20 protein-coding genes and 1 other RNA gene are annotated in these 18,704 nt (G+C 31.8%); 13 read left to right on the top strand and 8 right to left on the bottom strand.

From position 1 onward, the window contains the following. From ppk1 to IRZ83_RS11745, 3 genes are read left to right on the top strand one after another with little or no spacing between them, the layout of a single operon-like run. On the top strand, positions 1 to 2,085 hold the full coding sequence (ppk1, locus tag IRZ83_RS11755; RefSeq protein WP_029273644.1) for a polyphosphate kinase 1: 2,085 nt from the start codon (positions 1 to 3) through the stop codon (positions 2,083 to 2,085). A 26-nt stretch (positions 2,086 to 2,111) separates the two neighbouring features. Continuing rightward, positions 2,112 to 3,002 (top strand): Ppx/GppA phosphatase family protein, encoded by an 891-nt coding sequence (locus IRZ83_RS11750; protein WP_029273643.1) that lies wholly within the window; start codon positions 2,112 to 2,114, stop codon positions 3,000 to 3,002. 25 nt (positions 3,003 to 3,027) lie between these two features. Next, the gene (locus tag IRZ83_RS11745) at positions 3,028 to 3,606 is read left to right on the top strand and encodes a TMEM175 family protein (protein WP_029273642.1); all 579 of its coding nucleotides are present in this window, start codon (positions 3,028 to 3,030) and stop codon (positions 3,604 to 3,606) included. Positions 3,607 to 3,683: 77 nt separating this feature from the next. Here IRZ83_RS11745 and IRZ83_RS11740 read toward each other — a convergent pair whose 3' ends face one another. Together IRZ83_RS11740 and dnaX are read right to left on the bottom strand one after the other, a co-directional pair. Further along, positions 3,684 to 4,100, bottom strand: coding sequence for a hypothetical protein (locus IRZ83_RS11740; protein WP_029273641.1), 417 nt, complete (start codon positions 4,098 to 4,100; stop codon positions 3,684 to 3,686). Between the two features lie 263 nt (positions 4,101 to 4,363). Continuing rightward, positions 4,364 to 5,449 (bottom strand): DNA polymerase III subunit gamma/tau, encoded by a 1,086-nt coding sequence (dnaX, locus tag IRZ83_RS11735; protein ID WP_194568966.1) that lies wholly within the window; start codon positions 5,447 to 5,449, stop codon positions 4,364 to 4,366. A gap of 214 nt (positions 5,450 to 5,663) precedes the next feature. Here dnaX and IRZ83_RS11730 point away from each other — a divergent pair, with 214 nt between their 5' ends. The 4 genes from IRZ83_RS11730 to IRZ83_RS11715 all read left to right on the top strand — a co-directional run bounded on the left by IRZ83_RS11730 (position 5,664) and on the right by IRZ83_RS11715 (position 8,411). Next, positions 5,664 to 6,812, top strand: a complete 1,149-nt coding sequence (locus IRZ83_RS11730; protein WP_194568964.1) for a DUF1963 domain-containing protein — start codon at positions 5,664 to 5,666, stop codon at positions 6,810 to 6,812. Between the two features lie 150 nt (positions 6,813 to 6,962). Then, positions 6,963 to 7,445 (top strand): hypothetical protein, encoded by a 483-nt coding sequence (locus IRZ83_RS11725; RefSeq protein ID WP_194568962.1) that lies wholly within the window; start codon positions 6,963 to 6,965, stop codon positions 7,443 to 7,445. 107 nt (positions 7,446 to 7,552) lie between these two features. Further along, on the top strand, positions 7,553 to 8,032 hold the full coding sequence (locus IRZ83_RS11720; RefSeq protein WP_029273637.1) for a BON domain-containing protein: 480 nt from the start codon (positions 7,553 to 7,555) through the stop codon (positions 8,030 to 8,032). Between the two features lie 7 nt (positions 8,033 to 8,039). Further along, entirely contained in the window at positions 8,040 to 8,411 is a 372-nt protein-coding gene (locus IRZ83_RS11715; protein WP_194568960.1) for a LysM peptidoglycan-binding domain-containing protein, read from the top strand. A gap of 152 nt (positions 8,412 to 8,563) precedes the next feature. Here the strand turns inward: IRZ83_RS11715 and IRZ83_RS11710 are convergent, their stop codons facing one another. Continuing rightward, the gene (locus IRZ83_RS11710) at positions 8,564 to 8,857 is read right to left on the bottom strand and encodes a hypothetical protein (protein WP_029273635.1); all 294 of its coding nucleotides are present in this window, start codon (positions 8,855 to 8,857) and stop codon (positions 8,564 to 8,566) included. Positions 8,858 to 8,980: 123 nt separating this feature from the next. Here IRZ83_RS11710 and rnpB point away from each other — a divergent pair. The 3 genes from rnpB (at position 8,981) to IRZ83_RS11695 (ending at position 11,582) form a co-directional block, all read left to right on the top strand. Beyond that, positions 8,981 to 9,298: RNase P RNA component class A (rnpB, locus tag IRZ83_RS11705), an RNA gene on the top strand. 30 nt (positions 9,299 to 9,328) lie between these two features. After that, positions 9,329 to 10,579, top strand: a complete 1,251-nt coding sequence (locus IRZ83_RS11700) for a cation:dicarboxylate symporter family transporter (protein ID WP_194568958.1) — start codon at positions 9,329 to 9,331, stop codon at positions 10,577 to 10,579. Between the two features lie 88 nt (positions 10,580 to 10,667). Further along, positions 10,668 to 11,582, top strand: a complete 915-nt coding sequence (locus IRZ83_RS11695; protein ID WP_194568956.1) for a ketopantoate reductase family protein — start codon at positions 10,668 to 10,670, stop codon at positions 11,580 to 11,582. A 4-nt stretch (positions 11,583 to 11,586) separates the two neighbouring features. Here IRZ83_RS11695 and IRZ83_RS11690 read toward each other — a convergent pair whose 3' ends face one another. Further along, positions 11,587 to 11,781 (bottom strand): hypothetical protein, encoded by a 195-nt coding sequence (locus tag IRZ83_RS11690; protein ID WP_029273632.1) that lies wholly within the window; start codon positions 11,779 to 11,781, stop codon positions 11,587 to 11,589. Between the two features lie 222 nt (positions 11,782 to 12,003). Here IRZ83_RS11690 and IRZ83_RS19505 point away from each other — a divergent pair, with 222 nt between their 5' ends. Both IRZ83_RS19505 and IRZ83_RS11685 read left to right on the top strand, forming a co-directional pair. Beyond that, positions 12,004 to 12,171, top strand: coding sequence for a hypothetical protein (locus tag IRZ83_RS19505; protein ID WP_228520686.1), 168 nt, complete (start codon positions 12,004 to 12,006; stop codon positions 12,169 to 12,171). A gap of 9 nt (positions 12,172 to 12,180) precedes the next feature. Continuing rightward, a complete protein-coding gene (locus IRZ83_RS11685) occupies positions 12,181 to 12,552 on the top strand; it encodes a hypothetical protein (RefSeq protein ID WP_228520685.1) in 372 nt (123 codons plus the stop codon). A 31-nt stretch (positions 12,553 to 12,583) separates the two neighbouring features. Here IRZ83_RS11685 and IRZ83_RS11680 read toward each other — a convergent pair whose 3' ends face one another. Together IRZ83_RS11680 and IRZ83_RS11675 are read right to left on the bottom strand one after the other, a co-directional pair. Continuing rightward, the gene (locus IRZ83_RS11680) at positions 12,584 to 13,273 is read right to left on the bottom strand and encodes a response regulator transcription factor (protein ID WP_194568954.1); all 690 of its coding nucleotides are present in this window, start codon (positions 13,271 to 13,273) and stop codon (positions 12,584 to 12,586) included. Positions 13,274 to 13,283: 10 nt separating this feature from the next. Further along, on the bottom strand, positions 13,284 to 14,642 hold the full coding sequence (locus IRZ83_RS11675) for a sensor histidine kinase (RefSeq protein ID WP_194568952.1): 1,359 nt from the start codon (positions 14,640 to 14,642) through the stop codon (positions 13,284 to 13,286). Between the two features lie 294 nt (positions 14,643 to 14,936). Between IRZ83_RS11675 and IRZ83_RS11670 the strand changes: the two genes are divergently transcribed. After that, positions 14,937 to 17,051 (top strand): TonB-dependent receptor domain-containing protein, encoded by a 2,115-nt coding sequence (locus tag IRZ83_RS11670; protein ID WP_194568950.1) that lies wholly within the window; start codon positions 14,937 to 14,939, stop codon positions 17,049 to 17,051. Positions 17,052 to 17,103: 52 nt separating this feature from the next. Here IRZ83_RS11670 and IRZ83_RS11665 read toward each other — a convergent pair whose 3' ends face one another. Both IRZ83_RS11665 and IRZ83_RS11660 read right to left on the bottom strand, forming a co-directional pair. Then, positions 17,104 to 17,706 carry an RsmD family RNA methyltransferase gene (locus tag IRZ83_RS11665; protein WP_029273627.1) on the bottom strand — a complete coding sequence of 201 codons (603 nt, stop codon included), beginning with the start codon at positions 17,704 to 17,706 and terminating at the stop codon, positions 17,104 to 17,106. Next, positions 17,703 to 18,524, bottom strand: coding sequence for a DUF3822 family protein (locus IRZ83_RS11660; RefSeq protein WP_029273626.1), 822 nt, complete (start codon positions 18,522 to 18,524; stop codon positions 17,703 to 17,705). Before IRZ83_RS11660 ends, IRZ83_RS11665 begins: the two co-directional genes overlap by 4 nt. Positions 18,525 to 18,704: the final 180 nt, after the last annotated feature.

Here is an 18,704-nt window from a genome sequence, read left to right as displayed (position 1 = left end):
GTGTACGAACAGAAATATATCGATAGAGAAAAAAGTTGGTTAGCGTTTAATGCAAGAGTGCTTCAAGAAGCAGCAGACAACACAGTTCCACTTTTAGACAGGCTGCGTTTTGTTGGAATTTTTTCAAACAATTTAGATGAATTTTTTAGGGTTCGTTATGCTGCAATTCGAAGATTGAGTCTTTCTGGTATTTCCGGCGAAAAATATCTTGGCGGCGTTTCAGCGCATCAATTGGTAAAAGATATTACTGAAATCGTGATTCAGCAGCAGTCTGAAAGTTTGCGTATCCTTGGCAATATTGAAACAGAATTAGAAGCAGAAAATATCTTTATTATAAACGAAGATCAGATTAATTGTGATCAGGAAAAATTTCTAAAAGACTTTTTTACCCAGAGATTAAGTCCAGAATTGGTAACAATTATTTTGAATGACCTGGCTGAATTTCCTGTTCTTAAAGATACTTTAGGATATTTAGCGGTTCGTTTGGAGATGAATACAAATGACGAAGTTCGATACGCTGTGATCGAAATTCCAAAAACAATAAACAGATTTGTAGTCTTGCCTTCACCGGATGACAAACATTATGTTATTTTAATTGATGATGTTATTCGTTACAATCTGAAAAACATTTTTAATATTTTCGATTATAAAAGTGTTTCGGCACACATGATCAAAATTACACGTGATGCACAGCTGGATATTGACAGTGATTTGAGTAAAAGTATGCTCGAAAAAATTGCAACTTCGGTTAAAGATCGAAGAATTGGCGAACCAGTGCGTTTTATTTATGATAGTTTAATCGAAGAAGATACTTTGCGTTTCTTTCTTGATAAAATGAAAATTGTAGAGACAGACAGTATAATTCCTGGCGGAAGATATCACAATCGACGCGATTACATGAGTTTCCCAAATTTAGGAAGATTCGATCTGCTTTATAAACCAAATGAGCCCTTACCAATCCCAGGTTTGAGTTTAGGAGGGAGTATTCTGGAGAAAATCAGCAAAAAAGATTATTTATTGCATGCTCCATATCAGTCATTTTCATATCTAACCAAGTTTTTGCGTGAAGCGGCTTTAGATCCAAAAGTGACCAGTATTAAAATTACTTTATATCGTTTGGCTAAGAATTCGCAGATTATCAGTTCATTGATAAACGCCGCAAAAAATGGTAAAAAAGTAACCGTTCAGATTGAACTTCAGGCGCGTTTTGATGAAGCCACGAATATATCGTACGCAGAACAAATGCAGACAGAAGGAATTGATCTTATTTTTGGAATAAAAGGCCTTAAAGTGCACAGTAAAATTTGTGTAATCGAAAGAGCTGAAGAAGGAAAAACACGCCGTTACGGATTTATTTCGACAGGAAATTTCAACGAGTCAACGGCTAAAATTTATACTGATGTTACACTTTTTACGTGTCATCAAGGGATTCTGAAAGACATTTCTAAAATATTTGAATTCTTTGACATCAATTATAGAGTTCACAGATACAAACATTTAATTGTGTCTCCGCATTATACGCGAACCAAATTTATTAAGTTGATCGACCGTGAAATTTTGCATGCTTTAGCGGGCAGAAAAACGCATATAAAATTAAAAATGAATAGTTTATCTGATTTTAAAATGATCGATAAATTATACGAAGCCAGTAATGCCGGAGTTAAGATTCAGCTTCAAGTTAGAGGCATTTGTTCCCTGATCCCTGGAATTCCAGGAATGAGCGAAAACATCGAAGCGATAAGTATTGTAGATAATTATTTAGAACATTCGAGAGTTTACATTTTTGGAAATGCCGGTTTAACTGAAGTATATATTTCGTCTGCCGATTTTATGACCCGAAATCTTGATGGAAGAGTAGAAGTAACGTGCCCGATTTACGACCTTGAAATTAAAAAGGAACTGATCGATAATTTTAATATAGCATGGAAAGGGAATGTTAAAGTGAGATATCATTCCTATAAATTAGATAATAAATATAAGCCTAGAAATCATCATGCCCCATTTAGAGCCCAGTTTGAAACATATAAGTACTATCAAAATAAAATTGAAGCACTTGAACAGGCTCCGCAGAAAATAAATCAATAAAAACCAATTTCAAATCATAAGTGAGCATGATTAATATAAAGAAATTTGCAGCAATAGATATCGGTTCAAATGCCATGAGGCTTCTGATATCGAATGTTGTAGAACAAGACGGAAAAGAACCGCAATTTAATAAAAGTTCGCTTGTGCGTGTGCCAATCCGTTTGGGACAAGATGCCTTTACCGTTGGAGAAATTTCAGCAGAAAATATAGATCGAATGGTTGATGCTATGAAAGCATTTAATCTTTTGATGAAAGTACATAAAGTAGAACGTTATATGGCATTTGCTACTTCGGCCATGCGTGAAGCGTATAATGCTAAAGAAGTAGTGGCTTTGATTAAAAAGAAAGCCGACATTAAAATCGAAATAATTGATGGAAAAAAAGAAGCAGCAATTATCGCTTCTACAGATCTCCATCATTTATTAAAAACCGACGAAACCTATCTTTTTGTAGATGTTGGCGGCGGAAGTACCGAATTTACTTTATTCTCTGACGGAAAAATGATCAACTCAAGATCTTTTAAAGCAGGGACGGTACGTTTGTTAAATGGCATGGTTCACGATGTTGTTTGGGATGAAATCGAAAAATGGATCAAAACTAATACTGCAGATTATGATGAGGTTACCTTAATTGGTTCTGGAGGAAATATCAATAAATTATTTAAAATGTCTGGAAAACAGCAGGAAAAACCGCTTTCATACATTTATATCAATTCGCAATATGCATTTTTAAATTCGTTGACTTATGAACAAAGAATCGCAGAACTGGGTTTGAACTCTGACCGTGCCGACGTTATTATTCATGCGACCAGAATTTACCTGAATGCGATGAAATGGAGCGGAGCGCGACAAATTTACGTTCCAAAAATTGGACTTTCTGACGGAATCGTAAAAGCAATGTATTACGGTAAAATTTAAATAGCAAAGCTCAAATAAATTTAAAATGAATAAAACCAGGCTCGAAGCTTTTAGTGATGGTGTTTTAGCAATCATTATCACTATTATGATTTTAGAAATTAAAGTGCCTCACGGACACGAGTTTGCAGATCTAAAACCGCTTATACCTAAATTTTTGAGCTATATTTTAAGTTTTATTTATGTTGGAATTTACTGGAACAATCATCATTATCTAATTCATAGCCTAACTAAAATAAACGGAAAAATCCTTTGGGCAAATTTGCATTTGCTTTTTTGGCTATCGTTAATTCCTATTGCAACTGGCTGGATGGGAGAAAATAATTTTGCAAAAGCATCTATGACTTTGTATGGAGTGGTATTGTTTTTATCCTCAATTGCTTATTTTATTTTACAGCGAATTATAATTAGCACTGAAGGAAAAGATTCAGTATTGGCAAAAGCAATAGGAAACGATTTAAAAGGAAAAGCTTCATCAGTTTTATGTGTTGCCGGTGTTATTTTTTCTTTTTATAACGAATGGATTTCTGGCGCTGCTTATCTTACTTTAGCATTATTATGGCTGATTCCTGATAAAAGAATTGAACGAATTACTTCAAAAAATTAGGTACTGTATTCGATTTCAACAATCAAGAATTATATTTTGCTGTCAAAAAATAATTAGTAAAATTGGTGTTTGAAAAATTAAGAATGTAAATCCAATCCAAAAGTAGAACGCAAAAGTTCAATGTTTGGATTTATTTCCAATAAACGATTGTATCGATCTTGATCGTTAAAGCTTCTTTTGCTTTCAATTTTTTCGTTTACAACAACTTCAATTGTAATATCGTGATTGTGCAAATGTCCTTTTAAATGTCCTAAAAGACCGTGAATCTGACTTTCAAAATCTAGTTTAGATCCTTCATTTGGCAATTCAAGCGTAATTACTGTTCCGTTCAAGGTTGGATCGTTAATTAGCAATAACGATTCCATGATTTTCAAACCTTTATCTCCTAAACGCTGTGCGTATTTATTCCATTCCACTAGCATATCAGTTTCGTTAAACTCTTCTGTTGGCAATACTGAAGAAGGCTTTACGTAAGATTTACTGCTAGCTTCCAACTCTTTTTTCTTGCGAATGCTAGATAAGGAAAACGCCGAAATTTTTGGTTCGCTGCTTGTTTGTAAATTTTGAGTTATGGGTTTTGAATTTTGAGTTTCAGCAGTTGGGGCTTCAGGGATTTTAACTGTTTTATTTTCAATATTAGAATTGTCATTGTCATTTTGATTGACATTGCTGTTTTCTTTTTCGTTTGGAATTTGGGATTTAGTATTTGGAACTTCTACAATAGAATAACCGCCATTTTTAAAATAGGTAGGCGGAATTATGAATTGCTCAACTTTTTTTTTTCTCCATCAAAGTTGATAGAGGCTAATTGCATCAAACATAATTCGACCAAAAGTCGCTGATTTTGGCTTAGTTTGTATTTTAAATCGCAGTCGTTTGCAATGTCAATCCCTTTAAGTAAAAAATCTTGAGAGCATTTTTGAGCTTGAACGCCATACATTTGCTGTGCTTGTTCTCCAACTTCAAGTAATGAGATTGTTGCAGGAGTTTTGCTCACCAATAAATCTCTAAAATGTGAAGCCAATCCAGCAATAAAATGATGTCCGTCAAAACCTTTAGACAAAATATCATTATATGCTAATAAAAGATGCGGAATTTTATTTTCTAAAAGTAAATCGGTAATGCTGATATAGGTTTCGTAATCTAAAACGTTTAGGTTTTCAGTTACGGCCTGACGTGTTAAGTTTGTACCGCAGTATGAAACTACACGATCAAAAATAGATAAGGCGTCACGCATTGCACCATCAGCCTTTTGTGCAATAATGTGCAAAGCATCGTCTTCAAAATTGATTCCTTGACTTGTGGCAACTTCTGCTAAGTGTTCTTTAGCATCTTTTACGGTAATTCTTTTAAAATCAAATATCTGACAACGTGATAAAATCGTTGGAATAATCTTGTGTTTTTCCGTTGTTGCTAAAATAAAAATAGCATGTTTTGGCGGTTCTTCTAATGTTTTCAAAAAAGCATTAAAAGCAGCCGAAGACAACATATGAACCTCGTCAATAATATATACTTTGTATTGTCCAGTCTGAGGCGGGATTCTAACTTGATCAATCAAGCTTCGAATATCATCAACCGAGTTGTTTGAAGCGGCGTCTAACTCAAAAACATTAAAAGCAAAATCTTCATTAGGATCATCATATCCAGGCTGATTTATTTTACGAGCCAAAATACGCGCACAGGTAGTTTTTCCAACTCCGCGTGGTCCTGTAAATAAAAGGGCAGAAGCAAGGTGATTGCTTTCGATAGCATTCAACAACGTATTGGTAATGGCTTTTTGCCCCACAACATCCTTAAAGGTCTGCGGGCGATATTTACGAGCCGATACTACAAATTGTTCCATGTTCTTTTTTATTCGATAGCAAATATAGGCTGAAAATTACCAAATCACAAATCTGAAAATGATAAATCTTTTGGAGGTTTTTTGAGTGGATTGAGTTTGAGTTACTAACGTTGTTTTTTATTGAAAAAGTGATTTTTGAATTTTATTTTAAAAATTAAAAGTGATTATTTGTAGTAAAAAGTTTACTATTTTTGCCGGTAAAAAAATAGATATAATGAACGGCAAACAAATAGTAAGGCTTACTGAAACAATTCGATTTGTATCAATATTATTACTGGTTTATTGGATTTATGATTATAAAATGAATCATGGTCTTGGCATAGCCGCAACTTTTTACCATGTTATTTTAGGAGTTTTGATTTTAATGAATGGAATATTAGTTCATTTAATAATAAAGAATCAGACTTCTATGTTCGAAAGTCATAATAAAAATGTAAATAGAGAACGCGTACGATATCTTACGAAGATTCTAATTTTTCCTTTACTTGCTGTAATTCTTTATGGAACAAATTATTATACAAAATTTCAACTTGAACTATCGGATTCTTCTGAGTTGCCACTTTATCCAGATTACCAAATGACAAATCAACCTGTCGAGTCTAATAAAGTTGTAAATAAAGATTCTATGTATGCTATTATTGAAAAATATAAAAAGAGTACAATTTTGCTACAGTCACGTAATCTGCAGCGTGAAATAAGTTGGAAAGAAAGTAAATTTGGAGGTTATCCAAATATGGAATCTTTTTCAGAATATCCAAAATGTGATGTTTGCAAAAGTTCTTTAAATTTTGTTTTTCAACTTTATAAGAAAGATTTTCCTGAATTTTATTTTCCTGGCGATGCTAATATTTTTCAACTTTTTCGCTGTCCTAATTATAATTGTAATGAGTCCTTTTCTGATCGTTATGATCAAAAGATGTTTCATTATTACTCAAAAGTAGATTGCAAAAAAAATAAAGTGTTTGTGAAACTTAAAAATGTTGGAGATCTTATAGAACCAGAAGTTCCAGATTGTTATTTAAAGTCTTTAGTAACTTCTGATTATCCAAAATTTGATGATTATAAAAGTAGTGATTGGGCAAAGCTTGATAATAATTTTAAAGAAAGTTTATTAGAAGAAAGCGTAGAAAAATATGTTACTAAATCGTATACTAAAATTGGCGGATATCCAAGTTTTACGCAATCATCTTATTATCCAAAATGTAATTGTGGAAAAATTAAAGAGTTTTTATTTCAACTTTCAAGTGATTCTTCTAAGAAGGCAAATCTTGGAATTATGATTGGTGATGCTGGAAATATTTACTACTACATATGTAGTCACTGCGGAGAAAAAAGTATTGAAAGCTATTGGGATTGCTCTTAATACTTTGCTATTAAATTATATTAGCAGATAATAATAATTATATTAGTTTTACAGATATCAATTATTATCCATTCAATTTTAATTTAAAATGGGATTATAAATGCCTTTTTCAAAAGTTTATATCTGAACTAAAAAATGTAGTAAGTAAGTATGCAACAATATAATTTATCGAATAACACCTTAAATTTAAAAGTAAAAAAATCTCCGTTCTTAGTAAGAGTAGTGATGTTTTCCTTAGCTTTTTCTTTTTTTATTTTTCCAGTAGTTGGAGCAATTTTTAGTGTCGCACTTGGAAGTGGTTTACATATTGGCTTCTTTATCGGAATTGGTATATTCTCTCTAATAGGTTTTTATACACTTAGAGTTTCTCTGTGGAATACTTACGGCGAAGAAAATATTCAGTTTTTAGAAAACAAAATCATTTATGAAGCCAATTATGGCTGGTTTAAAGATGGAATGAAGGAAATATCAATTTCAAATCCAAAGTTTTATGCTTTAGCCGAAGGATATGAAGAAGATAAGAAAGGAACTTTGGTAATAACTTCTGATGAAGCTGAAATTGAAACTGTTGTAAAAATGCCAATGACTCAAGTAGGTGAATTAGTCTTAATATTAGAAACTCTCAAGAAATAATGTAATTTTTTTACTGGAAAAAATATAAAACCCATCTGCATATGTTATAATGTTTTAGTTTTTAAACTGTTTAATTTTAGATAGTTAATTATTAAAACATTATTGTTATGAAAATCAAATCAATTTTATTGGGAATCGGTCTTTTTGTTTCACTTGCAGCATGCGCACCAAAAGATGCAGATATCGAAAAAGCTATTAGTGAAAAACTAAGCGACACACCAAACATACAAGTTACTGTGCATGAAGGTGTAGCAACAATTACTGGAACTTGCGACGACGAAATTTTCAAAAAAAATATCGAAAAAAGTGTTAGAGCAACGAAAGGCGTAAAATCTGTAGTCAATACCTGCGAAATTGCAAGAGCCAACCAAGAACCTGCTGCAGCAACTGTTGTAATCAATTCAGATGCTGAACTAGATAAATCGATACATAAAGTAGTAGATGCTTACGATGGTGTAAGTGCAACTATTGTAGGCGGTGTTGTAACACTTACAGGAGATATCAAAAGAGACCAATTGCCTAATTTGATAAAAAGTGTACAGGAATTGAAACCTAAAAAGGTTGAAAATAAGTTAACTATTAAATAGATCCATCATGAGTTTACAAGATAAATACAAAGAGTTAACAGATTTGGCTTCTAATTTAGGAATTTCGAATTTGCAAGTAAGAGAACAAGACAATGTATTATATATTGACGGAGCAGCAAAATCTGGAGATGAGAAAGAAAAACTGTGGAGTGCTTACGGAAAAATAGATCCAGATTTTAGATCAGCAGATGTGGTAATGAACATTACTGTCGCTGAGGGAGCTACAACAGAATACACTGTTAAAAGCGGTGATTCTTTGTCAAAAATCGGAAAGGAATATGGTATTTCGTGGCAAACAATATACGAAGCAAATAAAGATGTTATCAAAAACCCAGACCTGATTCAGCCAGGCTGGAAATTAAAAATACCAACTGCATAATTTTTGTGCGTTGTTCTATAGCCCATCAATGATGGGCTTTTTTCATGAATACTGTTTAAACGCAAAGCCTAAACTTATTTTACATCTTGCGATCATTGCGTAATTTCCTTTGCGTTCTTTGCGGTTAAGTTTCTCTTTATTTTTGAAGTTAATTACCTTCCCTTAATACTCAAATCAAATAAAAATTTTGCTGTTTCTTGATCCGAGTCGGCTGAGAAACCAGCTACGTAAACTCCTTTTTTGCCTGATGTTGATTTAATTCCGTATACAACTGCCTCATCGCCTGGGTCTGATTCCCCTTCGTATCGATACACATGTACAATTTCAAATTTTTCAGGATTTTTTTTAATCATGTCTGAGTTTAGATTAAAATCACAAGTAAATCCTTTTTCATGCAATTGATCTAAAGCTTTTGAAACAGTTGCGTAATGATACATTCTTGTCATGATAATGAATTTTAAAATTATGGATTTTAAAGATAACTAATTTAAAATTAAAACGTTGCGAATTTTATACGAAAATCTAAAATTTAAAAGCGGCATTCTTAGCTGATAAATCGCTACTTTTGCCGCGCAGACCGCCTTATCGTCGTTCCGATTCATCGGGAGGGAGGAAAGTCCGGACACCAAAGAGAAGCATAGCGGGTAACACCCGTCGGCGTTAGAAATAGCGCAAGGACAAGTGCAACAGAAAGTATGTACAGGTAAGGCTGTAGTGAAACCAGGTAAACTCTATGCGGTGAAATACCAAGTATATCAGCATTTAAGGGCTTCTCGTCCGTTGTTGAAGGGTAGGTAGCTCGAGTCCCGCAGTAATGTGGGATCTAGATAAATGATAAGGCTCTGATTTATCAGAGACAGAATCCGGCTTATAGGTCTGCATTTTTTATATATTTGTGAAGTCTCTAATCTATCTTCATGAATATAACTACTCCATCCGCTGGTAAAAAATCTAAAAAAAGTACTTTTCACGCAGTAATAACCAATCTTACTTTTTGGGTTTTAATAGCCATTATTGCTGGAGTTCTGCTCGGACATTTCTCACCAGAGAACGGTGTAAAGATGGAAATCATCGGAAAGACTTTTGTTGATATTATCAAACTTTTTATCGGCCCGATTATTTTCCTGACAATCGTTTTGGGAATATCTGGAATGGGAAACCTTAAAAAAGTGGGACGCATTGGTGTAAAAGCTTTAGCTTATTTTGAAGTTGTTTCTACAATAGCTTTGGCAATTGGAGTAGGAGTTGCGTATTTTTTTCAGCCTGGAAAAATAGACAGAACTGGATTAACACTTCAGGATCCAAGTAAATATACAAATACTGCCGCAGAAAATTTTTCATGGCTGCAGTTTTTCTTTTCTAATTTTACTTTGCAGGTTTTATTAGCGGCAATTGTTTGCGGAATTGCCTTAAATTTTTATAAAAAGAGAGAGCAGACCATTCTAGTTTTAGAACGTTTTTCGAAAGTGGTTTTTACTGGATTGAAATATGTAATGTATCTAGCGCCATTAGGAGCTTTTGGAGGAATGGCATACACCATTGGAAAATTTGGATTAGAAACTTTAATTCCGCTGGGAAAACTGATGCTTTGTGTTTATCTCACTATGGCATTGTTTGTGTTTTTGATTTTAGGAAGTATTTTAAGATATTATAAAATCAGTATTTTATCGATTTTAAAATACATCAAAGAAGAGCTTTTATTGGTTTTGGGAACTTCATCTTCTGAAGCTGCTTTGCCAAGTATTATGGTTAAATTAGAGCAAATGGGTTGTAGTAAATCGGTCGTGGGTTTAGTGATTCCAACGGGTTATTCTTTTAATCTCGACGGAACTTCGATTTACTTGTCAATGTCAGTTATTTTCCTCGCTCAATTGTATGATGTGCATTTGAGTTTTTTCGAAATTTTAAGTGTAATCGGAATTCTGATGGTTACTTCAAAAGGTGCAGCGGGAGTTACCGGAAGCGGATTTATTGTTTTAGCTTCGACTTTGACAGCTTTGCATAAAATTCCAGTAGAAGGTTTGGCTTTTTTATTAGGAGTTGATAAATTTATGAGCGAAGCACGAGCAATTACAAATTTGATTGGAAATACGGTTGCAACCATTATAATTTCGAAAAGTGAACGCGATTTTACAGAGCTTAATTTAGAGCCTATTTTAAAAGAATAATTGCTTCGCGTAATGGGACGCAGATTGCACGGATTAAACTGATTGATACAGATTTTTATTAGAATTTAAAATTTTAAATTTGAAAGTTATGAGAAGAATTGGAATTTTAGGAATCGGCGGAGTAGGAGGATATTTTGGCGGACTTTTAGCGAAAGCGTATTACAAATCAGACGATATTGAAATTATCTTTATTGCTCGTGGTGAAACGCAAAAAATTATTGCAGAAGACGGATTGAAAATAGTTACTGATGAATCTGAGTTAATCGTTTATCCAAAATTAGTCTCGAATAATCCAGATGAAATTGGCGAATTAGATTATTTGATCTGCGCTACAAAAACGTATGATATTGAGGAAAGTTTGCTTTCCCTAAAAAAATGTATTGTTTCTAAAACGGTAATTTTGCCTTTGTACAATGGCGTTGATGCGCCAGAACGCATCAAAAAAATATTCCCTGAGAATGAAGTTTTGCAAGGTTGCGTATATATTGTTTCGATGATTTTATCGCCGGGAACTATTCGAAAAATTGGTTTTTATGAAAAATTGTTTTTTGGATCAAACACAGCACCTGATTCTAAATTAGAAGAATTGCAAAATATCTTAATAAAAGCTAAAATCGAAAGTTATATAGCTGAAAACATTGAAGAAACGGTTTGGGAAAAATTCATTTTTATTTCGGCTTTAGCTTCTGCAACGTCTTACTTGAATGAAAATATCGGCCAGATCTTAGAGAATAAAAAATCTAAAGCTTTATATAAAGAATTACTAGATGAAATTGAAGCTGTTGCCAAAGCAAAAGGATTGAAATTGCCAGAAGATATTGTGGTACAAACTATTGCAAAACTCAAAAAGTCGCCAAAAGACGCAACTTCATCAATGCATAGAGATTTGTTGGCTGGAAGAAAAATAGAAGCGACTTCGCTGACACAATTTGTAGTCAACGAAGGCTTAAAATATGGTGTGCAAATTCCGCTTTACCAAAAAATTGCAACTGCCTTACTATAAAATTCTAAGATTCGTCTTTTGTAGTACGAACTAAGCTAATTCCAGATGTAAAAAATACGATTCCAAGAATACCGTAAATGATAAGAGATTTAACATCTCTTGTTTCTCCTGAAGTGCCAGCAAATATTACTGCTGTATAAATAAGACCTACAATTCCCAGAACGGTAAGTATTCCTCCAAATAATCTTTTAAGATTCATGATATTATGTTTTAAGGTTCATAACAAATGTATCTGATAAATTCTTTTTGGTTGTTATACAATTGCTTAGGAAACTTATATGATTTGCAGTAAGATAATTTTAGAAAATGGAGTAAAATTTTATTAAGAATTTTGTCTTCAATGTGTAAGAAAATATTTTGATTTTAATTTGATTACTTAGTTTAAATACTATTTTTGCCCAAACCAATTTAAAAACCAAAAATGAAAAAAGATTACTTGTTATTAATTCTTTCCGTTTTTTTAATGAATACTGTTCAAGCACAAGACGAAGCGCCAAGTGTAGAAAAAAATCAATTTAAAATCAATGCTTTATTATTACCTGGATTTGTTTACGAGCACGCGTTTTCAGCAAAAAACACTCTTTATTAAGAGGCAAGTTTGATAATTGGTTATCGTCAAAACGATTTTTATGGTGAATCTACATGGTACTTTACTCCAAGAATTACAGAACAATTTCGCCATTATTACAACTTAGAAAAAAGAGCTCAAAAAGGAAAAAAGACCGAATTTAACTCAGGAAATTTTGTTGCTTTACATGCCAATTACGATTTTGAATCTATATCAACAAACGAATGGTTTAATGAACATGTGTCTTCTTTTACTATAGGCCCAGTTTGGGGAATCCAGCGTACATATAAACGAAAATTAAATATAGATCTACATCTTGGAGCCGGAGTAATTATTGATCAGTTTGAAACTGAATTCACCCCCATTGCTAACTTTAGTTTAGGCTGGGTTATTGGAAAATAATTCTCAAATAAACATAGAAAACCTTTATTCGTCAAGGTTTTTCTATTTTAAATTCTAAGCCAATATTGCGTACACTCTCAATCTTGATTTTTGGATCTGAATTGAAATATTTTCGAAGCCTGCTGATAAAAACATCCATGCTTCGGCCTGAAAAATAATCATCTTTTTTCCAAACAGACATTAAAATTTGATCTCTCTTTAATAACTGATTGTGATTCAGATATAAATACTCAATAAGAGAAGCTTCTTTCTCTGTAAGTTGCTGAACGTGATCTTTATTGTTCAGCGTTAATCTTTCATTGTCAAAAATATAAGAACCAATTTCAATTATATTATTTCCTTCAAGACTTTTTTTTTGTTCGATTCTTTTTAAAATATTTTGCAAGCGGAGAACGAGTTCATCAACTTCAAAAGGTTTTACGATATAATCGTCTGCGCCTAATTTTAAACCAATGATTTTGTCTTCTTTTAACTTTCTTGCCGTCAGGAAAATAAATGGAATTTCAGGATTGATGGTAATTATTTTTTCAGCCAATGAAAATCCGTCCAATTTGGGCATCATGACATCAAAAACACAAATATCAAAAGTCTGGTTTTTAAAATAATCTAAAGCTATTTCGCCATTTTCTGCCCAGATTACTTCAAATTGATGCAGTTCTAAATATTGTTTTAAAATTGCTGCAAAATCAAAATCATCTTCAGCTAAAAGTAATTTTTTCAAAATAAGGTAATTAAACTTTTAATAAAATAATAAACTGAGTTCCTTTTCCTAACTCACTCACAACATTAACAGAGCCCTGATGTGCTTTTATAATTTGAGAAACATAGTACAAACCTAATCCTAAGCCTTTTGTATTATGAAGATTTCCTTGTTCTACGCGATAGAATTTGTCAAAAAGAAGCGATTGTTTGTTTTTAGCAATCCCAATTCCGTCATCTTCAATGCTGATAGAAAATTGATTTTCGACTATTCTTGTTCTTATAGTGATCGTACTTGAGCCATATTTTACAGCATTTTCCAGAACATTCAAAAAAGCAGTTGTCAAGTGGAATTTATCTAAAACTAAAATCGTTTTCTGGGTTTGAAAATCGGTTTTTAGAGTAATTTTTGGAAACGTAATTTTAAAATCATTTACAATAGAAAGCAGAAAATCTTCGGTTTCGATTTTTTCTTTCTGTAACTCAAGTTCATTTTCGGCTAGAGAATTCGCCATAACCTGATCAATCAAACTTTGAAGGCGATTGTTCTGACGCGAAATTGTATTGACAATTGCATTGAAATTTTCATCGTTGTCACGAATGTTCTTCTGCTCCAAAATTTTTGTTGAAATTCCTAAAGTTGCCAAAGGCGTTTTGAGTTCGTGTGTGATATTATTGATGAAATCGGTTTTAACATCACTTACTTTTTTTTGTTTAATTAATGCTTTTAGTGCAATTACAAAAAGTGTAATTAGTGTGAGAATCGATAATAAAGACAGCACTAAAATAAATGCCATTCTTCTTAAAATAATCATTTCCCAATCGATAACCGAGACGTACATCGAATCTTCTGTCAGTAATTTATATTCTTGATTATCAAAGTTTCCGTTTGTCGTTCCAACATAACTTCTCACCAAAAAGGCATTGTTTAAAGAAGTCAGATTACCGTATAATTTGTTTTGAATAAAAGGCTTTTCAGAGAAAATAGTATCAACTTTTCTTGCGTTTTTGTACAGAATAAATTTATTGAGAACAATAGCAAAATCTATTTTGAAATTAGGCAAATCTCTTTCGAATTTTCGTTGGATTTTTTGAGTTAGAGCATCTCGGAATTCATTTTCTAGAATGCCATTTTTAATAGCCAGTTTTGAATTTTTTCCTTTAAGATAATTCTCAGACAGACTCTTGTAAAGCGCTTCTTTTCTAGCAACCAATGCCGAATCAATATCGCTGTAATTATTACTTATTTGTGCAATTTCATTTTTAATCTGCGTATGAAACTGCGCCACTTTATATTCGTAAGCGGTTTTTACCAAATAGCATTGTACCGTCATTAAAACAATTAATGCAAGGACAGAAAATGCGATTAATAAATTGATTCTTTGCTTCATTACACCACGCTGATCAAATTGATTTATACTTAATTATTTTATTTTTTCTCCCAGATTAAACAGATTTTTGCAGATAAAGTTATCTCCAAGTATCATTAAATCTCCTGTATCTGCAAAATCTGTGAGAAACTTATGCATAGCGATCTATAAAATCTACGTGCCATTTCTCGATTCAAAAATAATGCTTTTGTAATACAATTGGCGCGTTAACGCCGCATTAACCTTCAATTAACTTTCGCAACTCTTTTTTAAAAGCATTTTTGCATTGACTAAATCAAAAAATCTACTCATAAAATGAACATTTATTTGCCTTTTAAACTTTTCCTGCTACTTTGGCTTTTTCTGTTTTCTCTATTTGCAAATGCACAGGCAGAAACTCAAAAAGACAGTATTTCAAACCAGTTAAATGAAGTTGTAATTTCTCAAAACAAAAAAACATTTAAGAATAACAACGGAAATATTAAAGTTGATGTATCTAATTCTATCTACAATTCCATTCCAAATACAGTCGATTTATTAGCAAAATTACCTACAGTTCAAATTAGCGCTGACAGAGAAAGTATTTCAGTTGTTGGTAAAGGAAATCCGTTGATTTATATTGACAATCAAAAAGCTGGCATAAATGACTTGAATGCTTTGTCTGTCACCGATATAAAAACAATAGAAATTATTCAGAATCCATCATCAAAATATGAAGCAGAAGGTCGCGTTGTGATTTTAGTTACAAGAAAATTTAGTAAAAAAGATAGTTTTAAAACAGAGATTTCTGAAGTGGCATCTTTCAAGAAAAACTACAATAATTATCTCGGATTTAATTTTAGTTTTAAAAAGAACAAATTAGAGCTAAAAGCTAATTTCAACTACAATCGTCTGAATCCGTGGGAAAGTCATAGCATTGATTATCAAATTCCAACAGTTGATATTGCTTCTAAATACGATGTAACTGCTAATACAAAAAGAAAACAATATGTTTTTGGTGCAGGTTTGTTTTACAAAATAAATGAAGATGATTATTTTTCGTTTAGCGTAAATAGCAAGCTGCAAACTGATACTTTTCCAATCAATACAATAACGGATAATAAGAATAAAAATGAAGAAGATAACGTTGTGACTTACACTGACAATGACAGCAAAAAGAATTTTGTAAATACATTTTTAAATTATCAGGAGAAAATAAAATCTATCGATGCACAAGTTTTTACTGGTTTTCAGTATTCTAATTTTGATCAGGGATTGTTTACTCAAGTCAATAACAATTATAATTACACTCAATTTGAATTGTCACAAATCAGAGATCAAAAATTTCAGATTAATTATTTTTCAGGAAGAATAGATGCAGAGAAAAAATTCAAAAACGAAATGAAATTAGAAGCTGGCGGATTGTATTCAGCAGCAGATTCTAAGTCTGATATTTCGATTTTTTATAATGAAACGAATCAAAATGAATTAAGTTATTATGATTTTAAAGAGGAAAATCTATCTGGATATACGCAATTGTCTGGAAAAATTAAAAAAGCCGATTTTTCTCTTGGTTTCAGAATTGAAAACTCAAAGGTAATTGGAAAATTTAGAACAGATGCATTGCCTTTATTAGATAAAAATTACACCAATTTTTTCCCGAAGGCACAATTTAGTTTTCCAATAGATAGCATTAAAAGTATTTCTGTAAACTATGCCAGAAGTATTTCACGGCCTAATTATTCCTCTTTAAGTCAGGGTTCAACTTACATTAATCCCTATTTTTTGTACGCAAGAAATATCAATTTGGGTCCCACAATTATAAATGAAATTTCGACTACTTTTCAGTACCATGATAAATCGGTTAAATTTAGTTTTACAAAAGCTAAAGATCCTGTTTACAGTAGTTTTACTTTTGATGATCAAAAGAATATAATGACTTTTAAGGATATAAATTTTGATAAAAGTTCTGGATTTACTGTAGATTTTACATTGCCATTTACCTATAAACTCTGGACAACAACAAATTCTTTGCTTTTTATTTTAGAAAAGGTTGAAGATGATTCGGCAGTATTTCTTGCTTCTAAACCCTATTCGTATTTTAGTTCAACCAATGAATTTAAACTTCCAAAAGAATATGCTCTGGTTTTAAATTTTTGGGGATTAACAAAACAATATACAGGTGTTTTTGAAACAGCGCCAAGATTTGTAGTAGATATGGCGGTTTCAAAAACCTTTTTCAAGAACTGGAATTGTACTTTAAGCTTCAATAATATTTTTAAAAATAATATTCAAACAGAACAATTTACAATAAATGGAATTAATTCTAAAGCAAGGTATGTTGTAGATAATCAGGAAATTTCTCTGGCAATAAAATATTCTTTTGGAAAAATAAAAGAAACAAAATTTATAGAAAAAAGTATTGATGAAAATCAAAACAGAATTAGATAAAATAAAAAATCCCTTAAATTTCAAGGGATTTTTTTATAATTGAAAGCAGCTATTATCCTTCGTCTTCTTCAGTAACTTTTATTGAAGAACCAGGAAGTTCTTCATCGTCATCAGTTGAGTTCAATTCGAAGAAACTGAAAAAAGAACCTCCGTAACTTTTCTGAAAAGAAAAATTACTTAAATGTTCCATTTTGGTATATTTTGAATGTTCGATAACCATCATGCCGTCTTCATGAAGCAAATCTCTTTCGAAAACTGTTAAAACGATTTTTTCAAAAGTTGCCTGATCTAATCCGTAAGGAGGATCAGCAAAAATAATATCATAAGAAGTTTTGCAGTTTTCTAAAAATTTAAAAACATCGCTTTTTGTTGCAGCGATATCAAAATCGTATTCTGATGAAACTTGCTTGATAAATTTCACGCATCCAAAATCGCCATCTACAGATGTGATGGGAGCGCTTCCGCGTGAAGCGAACTCAAAACTGATATTGCCGGTTCCCGAAAATAAATCCAAAACCTTTAAGCTGTCAAAACTAAAATGATTGTTCAAAACATTAAATAATGCTTCTTTACTCATGTCAGTAGTTGGTCTTACAGGAAGGTTTTTTGGTGGAAAAATGCGGCGTCCTTTGTATTTTCCTGATATGATTCTCATGATTGAAATAAAATATAATGTTTCTGATTTTCTGCAGTTGAAAAGCTGTTTTTTTGCTGTAAAGTGCTTACATCCAAGAAGGATATATTACGAATGTATTTGTATGCGATGGCATAAAAAGGATCGTTTTTGTCAATAATGCCTAATAATTCAAGTTGAAAAATCTCTGGATTTAAATTTAATTGTTCGGCAGTAAAAAGCAGGTAATAAATAAAATCTTCTGGAGTCTGATATTCAAAAGAATTGAATAACAGCAGTTTTTGATTTTGTACTACTATAATTTCAAAATGTACATTATTGAAATTGACAACCATTTTCTTTTCGTCATTATTACGAGAAGCATCTAAAATTTTCTCTACTAAAATGCTGTTGGCATGTTTGTAATCGAAAGCACCAAACTGATCAATAAAAAAATTATTGATATTGACATACGGAATATAAACCGCATTCATTTGATAATTAGAAACTTGATCGTAAGCAAAAAAATCAGTTTCAAAAACCTTTGTATTGTACTGTAGATAGCTTCCCAGATAATTTTCATCAAACAAAGCCGTTGGTACAAAAGTCGAAAGATTGTTATTGTGGATAACTAAAATTTCGTCGTAAGTATCTTTTAATTCAGGATGATTGTTGAAAGCATCTCCAAACAATTCTTCAATTTTAGTTGCTTTATGAAAAGTATCGAAATTAATTTCTTTTAAAGTAGTAATCGTATTATTTAAAGTATCAAAACAACAAAACGACAATCCGGTCAAAGAAACCTGAATAGAAAGTTTTTTGTAATTTTTTGAAGTGATGTTAGTATTTTGCAATGACATATTGATTTACAATTCGTTACCTGTTTTACAAGAAAGAATTTAAGGCGATTACAAACTTACAAATTAAAAAGGAACTATTACAATTGCAATTTCAAAAAACAATTTCAATTGCATTTTAAAATAGGGTTAAGTTTTCTTTACTATATGACCAATATAAGTTTATATTAAATTCCGGTTGAT

It is taken from the genome of Flavobacterium sp. JLP (genome assembly GCF_015350755.1).
Lineage (GTDB): Bacteria > Bacteroidota > Bacteroidia > Flavobacteriales > Flavobacteriaceae > Flavobacterium.
This window is presented reverse-complemented; position numbering and strand designations above follow the sequence as displayed.